This window comes from Stenotrophomonas sp. VV52 (assembly GCF_002893095.1).
GTDB classification, from domain to species: Bacteria; Pseudomonadota; Gammaproteobacteria; order Xanthomonadales; family Xanthomonadaceae; genus Stenotrophomonas; species Stenotrophomonas aracearum.
The window spans coordinates 184,811-198,418 of sequence record NZ_PKQQ01000003.1; the positions used below are offsets into that span (position 1 = coordinate 184,811).

Genomic DNA, 13,608 nt, shown 5'->3' on the forward strand with positions numbered 1-13,608 from the left:
TAACTCCTTATTGTGCCAACCGGAACGCGGTCAGCTTTCCATCAACGTTCTGCACCAGCAGAATCCCATCGGCGACCACTGGCTGCGCCAGCAGGGCATCGCCGCCACTCTTGGCGCGCCCGGCGAATTCGCCGTTGTCGGTGCGCAGCCAGTGCAGGTAGCCCTTGTAGTCACCGACTACAACGTAATCGCCCTGCACCACCGGCCCGGTCAGCGAGCGGCGGGCCAGCCCGGTCTGCGACCACATGGCCGTGCCACTGGTCTTGTCCAGGCCGAACACGCCACCCTTGTTGTCGGTGACGAACACATTGCCCGAGGTCAGGGCCACGCCACCGGCGCCGCCATGATCGCGTGCCCACAGCGGACGGCCGGTCGGGCCTTCGATCGCCATGGTCTGGTTCTTGAAGCTGCTCACGAACAGGGTGTTGCCTTCCAGCACCGGGGCACCGTCCACGTCGGACATGCGCTCCAGCTCGGTACGGCCTTCGCCGTTGGCGACCATCTGGTCCCACACGGTGCGACCGTCCTGCATGGCCAGCGCGGCCACGCTGCCGTCATCGTTGCCGATGAACAGCACGCCCGGGCCGGCCACCACCGGCGCGTTGCCGCGCACGGTCAGCGCAGGCAGTTCGCGCGGGTTGAACCACTTCTGGGTGCCGTTGCCGGCATCGAAGGCGGTCACCCGGCCATCGTTGCTGCGCACGAACACGATGCCCTGGCCGACGGCCGGGGCGGAAATCACTTCACCGGGGACCTTGGCGCGCCACTTTTCGGTGCCGTCGTTGGCGTCCAGCGCGATCACCTGGCCATCCAGCGTACCGATCACCACCAGGCCTTCGCCGACGCCGGGGCCACCGGACAGGCGCAGCTTGGGCTGCTTCTTGACCTTGGCCGGCTCGTAGGTCCACACAGTCTTGCCGGTCTGAAGGTCCAGCGCATGCACGCCGCCGGTGATGGCCGCCGCGAACACGCGGCCGTCGGCCACGACCGGACCCTGGCGGACGCCAATGCGCTTCTCGCCCTTGCCCAGGTTGGTGCTCCAGACCTTGTCGACCTTCACGGTCGGCTCGAACTTGACCAGCTCAGCCGGTTCCAGCGCCTTCTTGGCCTCTGCGTCCTTGCCCGCGAACCAGCCCTTGACGGTGCTGCAGCCGGACAGCGCCACGCCCATCAGGACCAGGGTGGCAACGCGCTTGATCATGACCATCTGCTTCATTACACCGACTCCGCGGGCTCGGCGACGGTGCCACCGGCATCCATCACCTTGGTTTCCAGAACACGCCGCTGCGGCGCTGCCACGTCCAGCGTCTTGAGCGCCTTCTCATACAGCCCGCGGGCTTCGTCGCGCTTGCCCGATGCAATCAGCGCGTCGCCATGGATTTCCAGGCTGGCACTGTCGGTCGCATCGCCCAGCAGCTTGATGGCTTCATCCTGCTTGCCGGTGGCGATCAACAGGCGCGCGATGCGCTGGTCGATCGCGGGCTTGAGTTCGGGGCTGGCCTGGATCGCACGCAGGGTGGCCAGGGCCTCTTCGTTCTTGCCGGCGTCGACCTGCGCCTTGGCCAGCTGCAGCGCAGCCAGGTCGGCATAGACGCTGGCCTTGCCGCCGTCCAGGGCCTTGATGCCCTTGGCCGCGTCATCCAGCTTGTTGTCCTGCAGCTGCTTGAGCACCACCTGGTACTCGGCGTTGGCCATGGACAGGTGGTTGCCCTGTTCCTTCTGCCACCACTGCCAGCCAGCAATGCCGCCGATGGCGATCGCCACGCCGGCGATGATGCTCACACCATTGTTCCGCAGCCAGCTGCGGACGCGTTCACTTTGTTCGTGCTCGTCGAGCAGGTCGTCGATCGCCATGCGTACTCTCGCCCCTGCCGGTCAGGAGGGACTGTTTGAATTGGACTGTCGAAACAGCGGAAACGCGGCTCAGTGTGAAACCGGAGCCACGGAGCCGTCAGAGGATACCGTAAAGCGCGCCACGTTGGCTCGCTGGTACGGCGAAAGGTCGACGATAGTGCCGGCCTGCTGAACCTCGACCGCCGAGGCATTGCCCAGCACCATGCGGGCCACCTGGCCGGGGCTGAAGGTGCGGGTTTCGCCGGATTTGATCAGGGCCTTCTCGACGGTCGCGCCGTCGGGACCGGCAATGTCGACCCAGCTGTCGCCCTTGAACTGCAGGGTCAGCGCGCCGGCCGGGGCCGGGGCGGCGGTGGCCGGTCGCGGCACCGGGGTGAGCGAGGCAAGGTACGGTGCCGAAGGCGCGGCCGGTGCCGCGGCAGGCGTCGCAGCGGACGCGGCCGGGGCGGCCGGCGGGGTCGAGCCGGCCACCGGAACCGCGGCCGGAATCACGTCCAGCGAAGCGGTCGCCGGCGCGGTGGACGCACTGTCGAAATGGCCGCGCGTGGCGAACCACACCGGCACCGCCAGCACCGCGGTGATGCCCACGTACAGGGCACGGCGACCGAGGTTCTCGGCGATGCGCCGGGCCCGCGGGGTATGCGTATGGCTGACCAGCTGCGGCGGCACCACCGGCCCGATCCGGGCCTGGTCCAGCACATCGCCCAGGTCGACGTTGAGCAGGCGGGCGTAGCTCTTGAGCTGGCCGCGCACGAACACCGGCGCGCCGAGGCGGTCCCACTGCTCGGCTTCCAGCGACTTCACCACCTGGACCGGCATGCGCAGCTTCGGACCTACGTCCTCCAGCGTCATCCCTGCCGCTTCCCGCGCCTGGCGGAGGCGAGCCCCACAGCCGGCAGCGGTATCAAGCGCGTTCACAGTCTGGTCATCAATCACAATGCTTCAACCCCGGGAATTAGGAGCCGCATCCTGCGGAAATTCGTCGCGAATTCGCTGCAGATAGCGACCGGATGCCACTGTGTCACCAAGCTGCGCCTCGATTTGAGAGGCAAGTTGTAACACGGAACGTGTGGCCGGTGCAGCCGCGAGACGCCGTTGCACGAAGGCGCGGGCCTCGAAATAACGCGACTGCGCGTACTCGTTGCGCGCCATGGATTCCAGCGCGTAGGCGTTGCCTGGTTCCAGCACCAGCGCCTTGCGCAGGTCACGCACGGCCCGTTCCGGCTGCCCGGCGTCCAGCGCGCAGCCGCCGGCGTTGGCAAGCGCGGCAGCCGGGGTGCGATAACCGGGCGCAACCACGGCACGGTCGAACAGCGGCAGCGCCTCGGCGGCTCGCCCCTGCCCGCACAGCCAGGCACCGTAGTTGTTCAGCACGTCCCCGCTCTGCGGCGCCAGCTCGGCCGCCTTCTGGAACAGCGGACCGGCCTCGGCCACCGCGCCGCGCTGGTTGACCAGGGCAGCGAGCAGGATGTAGGCGTCGGGTTGACCCGGGTCGAGCTTGAGCGCGCTGCGTGCGCGCTTTTCGGCCACGTCCGGCTGGCCGGCACGGAAGGCCTCGGCGGCCAGCGTCAGCTGGTCCTGGTAGTTGAACCGGCGCCGGGTGTCGGCGCTGTCACGGGCCACGTACTCCGGGGCGATGCCCAGCGGCGCACTGATGGGTTTGACGCCTTTGCTGCCACAGCCAGCGAATGCCAGCGCGACGAAAACAACGGCTGGCAATCGAAGGTCAGGCAGCGGCATCCCGGTTTTTCCCGTCCTGGAGCGTCTTGTTGAACTCGGCCTGGCGGCGCGTACGGTCCATCACCTGGCCCTTGAGCTGGCCACAGGCGGCGTCGATGTCGTCGCCACGGGTACGCCGCACCATGGTCAGCACCTGCTGGTCGAGCAGGATCTTCTGGAAGGCACGGATCTCCGCATCGCCGGAACGCTCGTAGCGCGTGCCCGGGAACGGGTTGAACGGAATCAGATTGACCTTGCCCGAGTGCGAGGCCTGCACCGCGTTGTCGAACTGGCGCATCAGGCGCGCCAGCTGGCGGGCGTGTTCGGGCTGGTCGTTGATGCCCTTCATCAGGGTGTATTCGAAGGTCACCGATTCGCGGCGCTTGTTGGCGCGCAGGTAGCGCGCGCACGAGGCCATCAGCTCGACGATCGGGTACTTCTTGTTGAGCGGGACCAGGGTCTCGCGCAGCGCATCGTTGGGTGCGTGCAGCGACACCGCCAGCGACACATCGCTTTCGGCCGAGAGACGGTCGATCTGCGGCACCAGGCCGGAGGTCGACAGGGTCACCCGCTTGTTGGCCAGGCCGTAGCCCAGGTCGTCGCGCATCACGCTCATGGCACGCACGACGTTGTCGAAATTCATCAACGGCTCGCCCATGCCCATCATCACCACGTTGGTGAGGCGACGCTGCTTGTGCGGGATGTTGCCCAGGTGGCGCGCGGCAACCCACACCTGGCCGATGATCTCGGCGGTGGAAAGATTGCGGTTGAAGCCCTGGGTGGCGGTCGAACAGAACGTGCAGTTCAGCGCGCAGCCGACCTGCGAGGACACGCACAGCGTGCCGCGGTTCTTGTCCGGGATGTACACCGCTTCGATCGCGTTCTTGCCGTCGGTGCCCATGGCGAGCAGCCACTTGTGGGTCCCGTCGGCAGACGGCTTGTCGAACACGATGTTGGGAACGCGGACCTCGGCATGCTGGTGCAGCTTGGCGCGCAGCGCCTTGCCCAGGTCGGTCATTTCATCGAAGTCGGTGACGTAGTGGTGGTGGATCCACTTCATCACCTGGTGGGCACGGTAGCGCGCTTCGCCGAGGGTCTCGGCGAAGAAGCGCTCCAGGCCCGCGCGATCGAGGTCGAGCAGGTTCTGCTTGGCCACCGGCGCGCCTTCGGCGAGCACGATGGGGATGGCGGTTGGCTGTACGACCTCGTTCACGGCATTACTCTCAGCGCGAGACCACGTCGGTCGCGGCGAAGAAGTACGCGATTTCAATCGCGGCGTTCTCGACCGAGTCCGAGCCGTGGGCGGCATTGGCATCGATGGAATCGGCGAAGTCGGCGCGGATGGTGCCCGGCGCAGCGTCCTTCGGATTGGTGGCGCCCAGCAGGTCGCGGTGGGCCAGCACGGCGTTCTCGCCTTCAAGAGCCTGGATCATCACCGGGCCGGAGATCATGAACTCGACCAGCGCGTTGAAGAACGGACGCTCGCGGTGCACGGCGTAGAAGCCTTCGGCTTCGCGGCGCGACAGCTGCTTGTACTTGGCAGCCACGACCTTCAGGCCAGCCTTTTCGAAGCGGGCGTAGATTTCACCGATGACGTTCTTGGCGACGGCGTCCGGCTTGATGATGGAAAGGGTGCGCTCCAGCGCCATGGGAAGTTCTCCGTTGGGCGGGCCACTGATCGGCCCGAGAGTAACATGAAAAAAACCCGCGTCAAAACGCGGGCTTAGCCTGATATACGTGCGTCAATTCTACAGCGTCCCGGCGGCCGGATACAACGTGCCGCATTCATCTGGATGACCGCCCGGCAACCGTTCTGCTGCGCCGCACAATGCAGCCGCACGGCGCTGGGGCTAATATCAAACAATCGTTTGATTGAACCTTGCCCCGACCATGGCCAAGCCCGCCCATTTCTCCACCAAGGACCGCATTCTCGGCGCCGCCGAGGAGCTGTTCGCCCTGCACGGGTTCGCCGGGACCTCGCTGCGCCAGGTCACCAGCCAGGCCGACGTGAACATCGCAGCGGTCAACTACCACTTCGGCTCCAAGGAAAACCTGGTCAACGAGGTGTTCCGCCGCCGCATGGACGAAATGACCGCCGCGCGCCTGGCCCAGCTGGAGGCCGCCCGCCGCGAGCACCCGGGGCAGCTGCGCCCGGTGCTTGCCGCGTTCGTCGAACCCGCGCTGGCCATGGCCCAGGACCGCCAGACCGGCGGCGCCTTCGTCCGCGTCATCGCCCGCGCCTATGCGGAAAAGAACGACAACCTGCGCAAGTTCCTCTCCGACCACTACGGCCACGTGCTGCGCGAGTTCGGCAAGGCCATCGCCGCCTGCGTGCCGGGCCTGAGCAAGGAAGAGCTGTACTGGCGCCTGGACTTCCTCGCCGGCGCGCTGACCTACGCGATGGCCGACTTCGGGCTGATCAAGCGTCCCGCCGGTGTCACCGAAGCGGCGCATCGTGCCCATGCAGCCCAGGAACTGATCCATTTCGCCGAGGCTGGCTTCCGCGCCAGCGCGGCCACCCACGCCCCCCTTTCCACCCCGTAACGCCAAAAGGCTTATCGACATGTCCAATTCCCTGCTAGTCCGCCGCGCCGCCGTGCTGGGTGCCGGCGTCATGGGCGCCCAGATCGCAGCCCACCTGACCAATGCCGGCGTCGACACCGTGCTGTTCGACCTGCCCGCCAAGGAAGGTCCGGCCGACGGCATCGTGCTCAAGGCCATCGCCAACCTCGGCAAGTTGAGCCCTGCCCCGCTCGCCAGCAAGTCCTACGCCGAAGCGATCACCCCGGCCAACTATGAAACCGGCCTGGAGCAGCTGCGCGACTGCGACCTGATCATCGAAGCCATCGCCGAACGCATGGACTGGAAGCAGGACCTGTACAAGAAGATCGCGCCGTTCGTGGCCGACCACGCGGTACTGGCCTCCAACACCTCCGGCCTGGGCATCAACAAGCTGGCCGACGTGCTGCCCGAGCAGCTGCGCCACCGCTTCTGCGGCGTGCATTTCTTCAATCCGCCGCGCTACATGCACCTGGCCGAGCTGATCCCGGCCAGCACCACCGACGCCGCCGTGCTGGAGGGCCTGGAAAGCTTCCTGGTCACCACCCTGGGCAAGGGCGTGGTGTACGCCAAGGACACCCCGAACTTCATCGGCAACCGCATCGGCGTGTTCTCGATCCTGTCCACCATCCACCACACCGAGCAGTTCGGCCTGGGCTTCGACGAAGTCGACGGCCTGACCGGTCCGCTGGTCGGCCGTCCGAAGTCGGCCACCTACCGCACCTCCGACGTGGTCGGCCTGGACACCATGGCCCACGTCATCAAGACCATGGGCGACACCCTGCCCAACGATCCGTGGCACGCCTTCTTCAAGTCGCCGAAGTGGCTCGAAGCGCTGATCGCCAAGGGCGCGCTCGGCCAGAAGACCGGTGCCGGCATTTTCCGCAAGGTCGGCAAGGACATCGTGGTGCTGGACGTGGAGAAGCAGGACTACCGTCCGGCCGACCGCACTGCCGCGCCTGAAGTGGTCGAAATCCTGAAGATCAAGAATCCGGCCGAGAAGTTCGCCAAGCTGCGCGAAAGCCAGCACCCGCAGGCGCAGTTCCTGTGGGCGACCTTCCGCGACCTGTTCCACTACAGCGCCTACCACCTGGCCGACATCGCCGAGACCGCGCGCGACGTGGACCTGGCCATCCGCTGGGGCTACGGCTGGTCGCTGGGCCCGTTCGAAACCTGGCAGGCCGCCGGCTGGAAGCAGGTGGCGCAGTGGATCGCCGATGACATCGTCGCCGGCAAGAGCATGAGCAATGCCCCGCTGCCGGACTGGGTGTTCGACGGCCGCGACGGCGTGCACGCTGCCGAAGGCAGCTACAGCCCGACCCGCAACGCCAAGCTGCCGCGCTCGGCGCTGCCGGTGTACCAGCGCCAGCGCTTCCCGGATCCGCTGCTGGGCGAGACCTTCAGCCCGGGCGAAACGGTGTTCGAGAACGACGGCGTGCGCATGTGGCACGACGGCGACGGCATTGCCGTGGTCAGCTTCAAGACCAAGATGAACACCGTGTCCGACCACGTGCTCAACGGCCTGCAGGAAGCGATCAAGCGCGCCGAGCAGGGCTTCAAGGGCCTGGTGATCTGGCAGCAGAAGGAGCCCTTCTCTGCCGGTGCCGACCTGGCCGGCGCGCTTGGCCTGCTGCAGGCCGGCAAGGTCGACCAGTTCGAAGAAATGGTGCACAACTTCCAGCGCACCAGCCAGGCGATCAAGTATTCGCTGGTGCCGGTGGTGACCGCCGTGCGCGGCCTGGCCCTGGGCGGTGGCTGCGAATTCCAGATGCACAGCGCCAAGAGCGTGGCGGCCCTGGAAAGCTACATCGGCCTGGTCGAGGCCGGCGTTGGCCTGCTGCCGGCCGGTGGTGGCCTGAAGGAACTGGCGGTGCGTGCCTCGCAGGCCGCCGGCCCGGGCGGCGACGTGTTCGCCGAACTGAAGAAGACCTTCGAAACCGTGGCCATGGCCAAGGTTTCCAACTCGGCGGTCAACGCCAAGGAACTGGGCCTGATGCGCCCGACCGACAAGGTCGTGTTCAACAGCTTCGAGGCGCTGCATATCGCCAAGGCCGAAGTGCAGGCGCTGGCCGAGGGCGGCTACCGTCCGCCGATGCCGGCCCGTCGCATCCAGGTCGCCGGCGACGTGGGTATCGCCACCTTCAAGATGATGCTGGTCAACATGCTGGAAGGCCGTTTCATCAGCCCGTACGACTACGAGATCGCCGTGCGCATCGCCACCGTGCTGTGTGGTGGCGAAGTCGACCGCGGCACCCTGGTCGACGAAGAGTGGCTGCTGACCCTGGAGCGCAAGCACTTCGTCGAACTGGCCCAGCAGGAAAAGACCCAGGCCCGCATCGCGCACATGCTCAAGACCGGCAAGCCGCTGCGTAACTGATCGGCCCGAACCACATTCAAGAGATCGCCACAATGACCAAGCAGATCCAGGACGCCTACATCGTCGCCGCCACCCGCACCCCGGTTGGCAAGGCGCCCAAGGGCGTGTTCCGCAATACCCGTCCCGACGACATGCTCGCGCACGTGCTCAAGTCCGTGGTCGCGCAGGCCCCGGGCATCGACGTCAACCGCATCGACGACGCCATCATCGGCTGCGCCATGCCCGAAGCCGAGCAGGGCATGAACGTGGCCCGCATCGGCGTGCTGCTGGCCGGCCTGCCGGACACCATCGCCGCGCAGACGGTCAACCGCTTCTGCTCCTCCGGCCTGCAGGCCGTGGCCATGGCCGCCGACCAGATCCGCCTGGGCAACGCCGACCTGATGCTGGCCGGCGGTACCGAGTCGATGTCGATGGTGCCGATGATGGGCAACAAGATCGCCATGGCGCCGAGCGTGTTCGACAACGACCACGTGGCCATTGCCTACGGCATGGGCATCACCGCCGAGAAGGTCGCCGAGGAATGGAAGGTCTCGCGCGAGGAGCAGGACGCCTTCGCCCTGGCCTCGCACCAGAAGGCCATCGCGGCGATCCAGAACGGCGAGTTCAAGGATGAGATCAGCCCGTACGATGTGCGCACCCGCCAGCCGGACCTGGCCGACGGCCGCCGCATCATCACCCGCGACCGCATCGTCGACACCGACGAAGGCCCGCGCCCGGATTCGTCCGCAGAAGGCCTGGCCAAGCTGCGCCCGGTGTTCCGCAACGGCCAGTTCGGCGGCACCGTGACCGCCGGCAACTCCTCGCAGATGAGCGACGGCGCCGGTGCGGTGCTGCTGGCCTCCGAGCAGGCGGTGAAGGACTACGGCCTGAAGCCGCTGGCCCGCTTCGTCAGCTTCTCGGTCGCCGGCGTGCGCCCGGAAGTGATGGGCATCGGCCCGATCGCGGCCATTCCGAAGGCGCTCAAGCAGGCGGGCCTGACCCAGGACCAGCTGGACTGGATCGAGCTCAACGAAGCCTTCGCGGCGCAGTCGCTGGCAGTGATCCGCGACTGCGGCCTGGATCCGTCCAAGGTCAACCCGCTGGGCGGCGCCATCGCCCTGGGCCACCCGCTGGGCGCGACCGGCGCGATCCGTACCGCCACCCTGCTGCACGGCCTGCGCCGTCGCCAGCAGAAGTACGGCATGGTCACCATGTGCATCGGCACCGGCATGGGTGCTGCGGGTATCTTCGAATCGCTGTAAGTGCAAAAAAAAGGGCGGCCTGATGGCCGCCCTTTTTTGATGTGTCCGGCCAGCGGCCGGACCTACTGCCTACCCTTCGTCGTCGGCCAGCATCTGCGCCAGCTTCTCGCGTGCCGGCTTGCCCAGCTTGTGGCTTTCCAGTGCGAAGCGGATGGTCGCCTCGACCAGTCCCAGATGGGTACCGCAGTCGAAACGGGTGCCTTCGAAGCGGAAGGCGTCCACTTCCTCGGTCTTGAGCAGTTCGGCAATGGCGTCGGTCAGCTGGATCTCGCCGCCGGCACCGGTGCCGGTGGACTCCAGCAGCTCGAAGATCTTCGGGCTGAGCACGTAGCGCCCGACCACGGCCAGGTCGCTCGGTGCATCGTCCGGCTTGGGCTTCTCCACGATCTGCGAAATGCGGCCCTTGCGGCCGTCGAACGCGTCGGTGGCGACGATGCCATAGCTGGCGGTGTTCTCGTGCGGCACGTCTTCGACCGCGATCACGCTGGCGCCGGTGGCCTGGTTGAGGTCGGCCATCTGCTTGAGCGCGCCGTCGCCGCGGTTCCAGATCAGGTCGTCCGGCAGCAGTACCGCGAACGGCTCATCGCCGATCACGGCCTTGGCGCACAGCACCGCGTGGCCCAGGCCCAGGGCTTCGGCCTGGGTGACGAAGATCGCGCGCACGCCGTTGGGCAGCACGTGCCGGACCAGTTCAAGCTGCTCGGTCTTGCCGGCACGCTCGAGCTTCTGCTCCAGTTCGTACGCCTTGTCGAAATAATCGGCCACCGCGTGCTTGTAGCGGTTGGTGATGAAGATCAGGGTGTCGCACCCTGCTTCGATCGCTTCATCGACGGCGTACTGGATCAGCGGCCGATCGATGATCGGCAGCATTTCCTTGGGAACCGTCTTGGTAGCGGGGAGGAACCGGGTACCCAGTCCTGCCACCGGGAAAACCGCCTTGCGAATGCGCTTGCTCGTCACAGCCTGTTGGCCTCTCGTGCCGGAAAGGGAACCACATTAGCCGACTCGACGTGAGATTCCTGTTGCAACGGCGAGAACTCCGGCATGGTCGCGAAGAGGATGCTGTTGATGGCATCGGTATCGTAATTGGCGATCGCCTCGCGCAGGCGCGGCACGTTGCCCAGCACCTGGTCGCGGGCGAAGGTGCGCACCCCGGCCTCGAGGATCTTCGGGTGCGCGGTCGGCCGGTAATCCTCGTCCGAATAGAACAGGGTTTCGTGCAGCTTCTCGCCCGGACGCAGGCCCGTATAGACGATCGCGATGTCCTTGTACGGCTGCTTGCCGGCCAGGCGGATCATCTGCTCGGCCAGCACCCGGATCGGCACCGGCTCGCCCATGTCCAGGGTGTAGATCGCACCATGCGAGGCCGACGCCGCCGCCTGCAGGATCAGCTGGCAGGCTTCGGGGATGGTCATGAAGTAGCGGGTTACTTCCGGGTCGGTGACCGTGACCGGGCCGCCCTTGAGGATCTGTTCGCGGAATACCGGGACCACGCTGCCGGCGGAGGCCAGCACGTTGCCGAAGCGCACGGTGACAAAGCGCGTGTGGCTGGTCTTCTGGTCCAGGCTCTGGCAGATCATCTCCGCGTAGCGCTTGCTGGCGCCCAGCGCGTTGACCGGGTCGACCGCCTTGTCGGTGGAGATGAACACGAAATGCTCGATCCGCGCCTCGACACAGGCGCGCGCCACCGTCTCGGTGGAGAGGATGTTGTTGCGGACCGCTTCGCGCAGCTGGCGCTCCAGCACCGGCACCTGCTTGTAGGCCGCCGCATGGAACACCGCGTCGACGCTGGATAGCGACAGCGCGTGGCGGATCACCGCCGGGTCGCCGCAGTCGCCCAGCACCGCCTCCACCACCAGGTCCGGGAAGCTGCGCTTCAGCTCTGCCTCGATGGTCAGCAGCAGCAGCTCGCTCATTTCCAGCAGCACGACCCGCCCTGCCCCGTGCCGCGCGCACTGGCGGCACAGTTCCGAGCCGATCGAGCCACCGGCGCCGGTGACCAGCACGGTGCGGCCGCCCAGCCAACCGCGGATCAGCGACCAGTCCGGCAGGATCGGCTTGCGCCCCAGCAGGTCCTCGATCGCCACTTCCTTGAGCTCACCCGGCAGCGAATGGCCGAGCAGCACGTCGTTGAGCTTGGGCACCATCCGGAACGGCACGCCGGTGCTCTCGCACAGGGCCACCACGCGCTGCATGCCCGCCGCGTCGAGCGACGGAATGGCGATCACCAGCAGCTTGGCGGCGGTTTCGCGTGCCACGGCAGCGGCATCGTCCAGCGTGCCCAGGATCGGCAGGCCCTGCAGCTTGGCACCCTGCAGGTGCGGGGCGTCGTCGAGCAGGCCGACCGGTTCGAAATCACCGGAGCGACGCAGGTCGCGGACCAGGGCTTCGGCCGCCTGGCCGGCACCCAGGATCAGCACGCGGCGCGCGCTCGCGTCGGACTGCAGCGCCTGGTAGTCCTTCCATGCCCGGTACAGCAGGCGTGGCGCACCCAGCAGCGCCGACAGCGCGAACGGATAGATCACCAGCACCGACATCGGCACGCCGTTGAAGCGCTTGTAAGCGAGCACCACGACGATGGCCAGCAGGCCGATGAAGCTGGATTTGAAGATGTGCAGCAGGTCGGCCACGCTGGCGAACCGCCACAGGCCCCGGTAGAGGCCGACCCGCCAGAACACGACGGCCTGGATGGCCAGCACCAGCGTGGTGTCGATATTCCAGAGCGGAAGCGAAGGGGCGTCGGCCAGCATCGAATAGCGGCCCGCATGCAGCAACTGCCAGCAGGCCCAGACCATGAAGAGGTCGTGGGCCACGATGGCGGCACGGGGGAGCAGACTCGTAAAGCGGTCCAGCCAAGGCGTCATAAACCAAGCATTCCTTCTAGTGGCGCATTCCCTTGCGCAGGAGTAGCCAAAGACCGGTCGCGGAGATTATCCACGTTACGGCCACGGCAGCCTCCCACCTCGGCTGCAAATACGTGCAAGCATTAAACACTGTAATACTGAACAAACCAAAAACAAAGTACATCCCTGTAACCGAAGTGTGCGTTGCTCCACCTTTGACGGCGCGCTGGTACAGATGCTGGGTGTGGGGTTCCATCCACCTCTGCCCGGAGAGCATGCGCGCCAGCAGTGTGAAGCCCGCGTCCACGAGGAAGGCAGTGAGTGGCACCAGCAGCAGCAGCCAGGACACCGTGGTTGCCACGCTGGCCAGGCAGACCAGGGCGGCCACCGCATAGCCGAGCGCGCCGCTGCCGACGTCCCCCATGAAGATCCGGGCCCGGGGGAAGTTGAACGGCAGGAAGCCCAGGCACGCCAGGGCCAGCACCACGCCGGCCAGCGCCAGCGGACCCGGCAGCACCAGCGCGAACGCGGCGCCGGCCAGGATGGCCTGGGTGGTGGCAATCCCGTTGATCCCATCCATGAAGTTCCAGATGTTGATCAGGGATGTCGTGAACAGCAGGGCCAGCGCCGCCTGCCAGGGGTTGCCGGTGGCGTTCCAGACCAGCCCGGCCAGCAGGCTGGCGGCCACTACGTGGACCAGCAGCCGGCGCACCGCCGGCAGCGGCCGGTGGTCGTCCCACCAGCCGATCCCGGCTACCAGGGCCAGGCCCAGCCCGAACACCAGCAGCGTGGTGCGGGCCTGCGGCCAATAAAATGCACCGGCAACGACCGCCAGCAGCAGGGTCAGCACGATGGCGATTCCGCCGCCGCGCGGGGTCGCCACGCCATGGCTGCGGCGTTCGCCGGGCTGGTCCAGCAGGTTGCGCCGCAGCGCGTAGTAGCGGGCGCACGCGGTGAGCACCGCCGCGACTGCCAGCACCGCCAGCAGTCCGATCCACACTCCCGGGAACATGGG

Annotated in this window: 12 protein-coding genes; 3 read left to right on the plus strand and 9 right to left on the minus strand. The window is 66.9% G+C overall.

Translation table 11 applies throughout. The features are described from left to right. Positions 1-7 precede the first annotated feature (7 nt). From bamB to ndk, 6 genes are all read right to left on the minus strand, one after another. A complete protein-coding gene (gene bamB / locus C2U58_RS09310) occupies positions 8-1,216 on the minus strand; it encodes an outer membrane protein assembly factor BamB (RefSeq protein WP_102945608.1) in 1,209 nt (402 codons plus the stop codon). Beyond that, the gene (locus C2U58_RS09315; protein WP_102945609.1) at positions 1,216-1,854 is read right to left on the minus strand and encodes a tetratricopeptide repeat protein; all 639 of its coding nucleotides are present in this window, start codon (positions 1,852-1,854) and stop codon (positions 1,216-1,218) included. The genes bamB and C2U58_RS09315 overlap by 1 nt, the downstream gene beginning before the upstream one ends. Positions 1,855-1,923: 69 nt before the next feature. Next, the gene (locus tag C2U58_RS09320; protein ID WP_102945610.1) at positions 1,924-2,790 is read right to left on the minus strand and encodes a RodZ domain-containing protein; all 867 of its coding nucleotides are present in this window, start codon (positions 2,788-2,790) and stop codon (positions 1,924-1,926) included. 6 nt (positions 2,791-2,796) lie between these two features. Continuing rightward, positions 2,797-3,594, minus strand: a complete 798-nt coding sequence (gene pilW, locus C2U58_RS09325) for a type IV pilus biogenesis/stability protein PilW (protein WP_102945611.1) — start codon at positions 3,592-3,594, stop codon at positions 2,797-2,799. Further along, positions 3,581-4,786 carry a 23S rRNA (adenine(2503)-C(2))-methyltransferase RlmN gene (gene rlmN, locus C2U58_RS09330; RefSeq protein ID WP_070207198.1) on the minus strand — a complete coding sequence of 402 codons (1,206 nt, stop codon included), beginning with the start codon at positions 4,784-4,786 and terminating at the stop codon, positions 3,581-3,583. Before rlmN ends, pilW begins: the two co-directional genes overlap by 14 nt. Before the next feature lie 10 nt (positions 4,787-4,796). Then, a complete protein-coding gene (gene ndk, locus C2U58_RS09335; RefSeq protein ID WP_070207199.1) occupies positions 4,797-5,222 on the minus strand; it encodes a nucleoside-diphosphate kinase in 426 nt (141 codons plus the stop codon). Between the two features lie 241 nt (positions 5,223-5,463). On the opposite strand from ndk, the gene C2U58_RS09340 reads away from it, so the two are divergent. Genes C2U58_RS09340 through C2U58_RS09350 form a run of 3 tightly spaced genes read left to right on the plus strand, consistent with a single transcriptional unit; the run spans position 5,464 to position 9,750 of the window. Next, positions 5,464-6,117, plus strand: coding sequence for a TetR family transcriptional regulator (locus tag C2U58_RS09340; RefSeq protein ID WP_102945612.1), 654 nt, complete (start codon positions 5,464-5,466; stop codon positions 6,115-6,117). Positions 6,118-6,136: 19 nt separating this feature from the next. Beyond that, on the plus strand, positions 6,137-8,509 hold the full coding sequence (locus C2U58_RS09345) for a 3-hydroxyacyl-CoA dehydrogenase/enoyl-CoA hydratase family protein (RefSeq protein WP_102945613.1): 2,373 nt from the start codon (positions 6,137-6,139) through the stop codon (positions 8,507-8,509). Positions 8,510-8,541: 32 nt separating this feature from the next. Beyond that, complete coding sequence (locus tag C2U58_RS09350; RefSeq protein WP_102945614.1) at positions 8,542-9,750, plus strand: acetyl-CoA C-acyltransferase; 1,209 nt, start codon at positions 8,542-8,544, stop codon at positions 9,748-9,750. Positions 9,751-9,819: 69 nt separating this feature from the next. Here the strand turns inward: C2U58_RS09350 and galU are convergent, their stop codons facing one another. From galU to C2U58_RS09365, 3 genes are read right to left on the minus strand one after another with little or no spacing between them, the layout of a single operon-like run. Continuing rightward, a complete protein-coding gene (gene galU / locus C2U58_RS09355; protein ID WP_102945615.1) occupies positions 9,820-10,710 on the minus strand; it encodes a UTP--glucose-1-phosphate uridylyltransferase GalU in 891 nt (296 codons plus the stop codon). Continuing rightward, entirely contained in the window at positions 10,707-12,614 is a 1,908-nt protein-coding gene (locus tag C2U58_RS09360) for a nucleoside-diphosphate sugar epimerase/dehydratase (protein WP_172448117.1), read from the minus strand. Before C2U58_RS09360 ends, galU begins: the two co-directional genes overlap by 4 nt. Positions 12,615-12,630: 16 nt before the next feature. After that, positions 12,631-13,605: a glycosyltransferase family 4 protein gene (locus C2U58_RS09365; protein WP_102945616.1), complete on the minus strand. Its 975-nt coding sequence runs from the start codon at positions 13,603-13,605 to the stop codon at positions 12,631-12,633. Between the last annotated feature and the right edge of the window lie 3 nt (positions 13,606-13,608).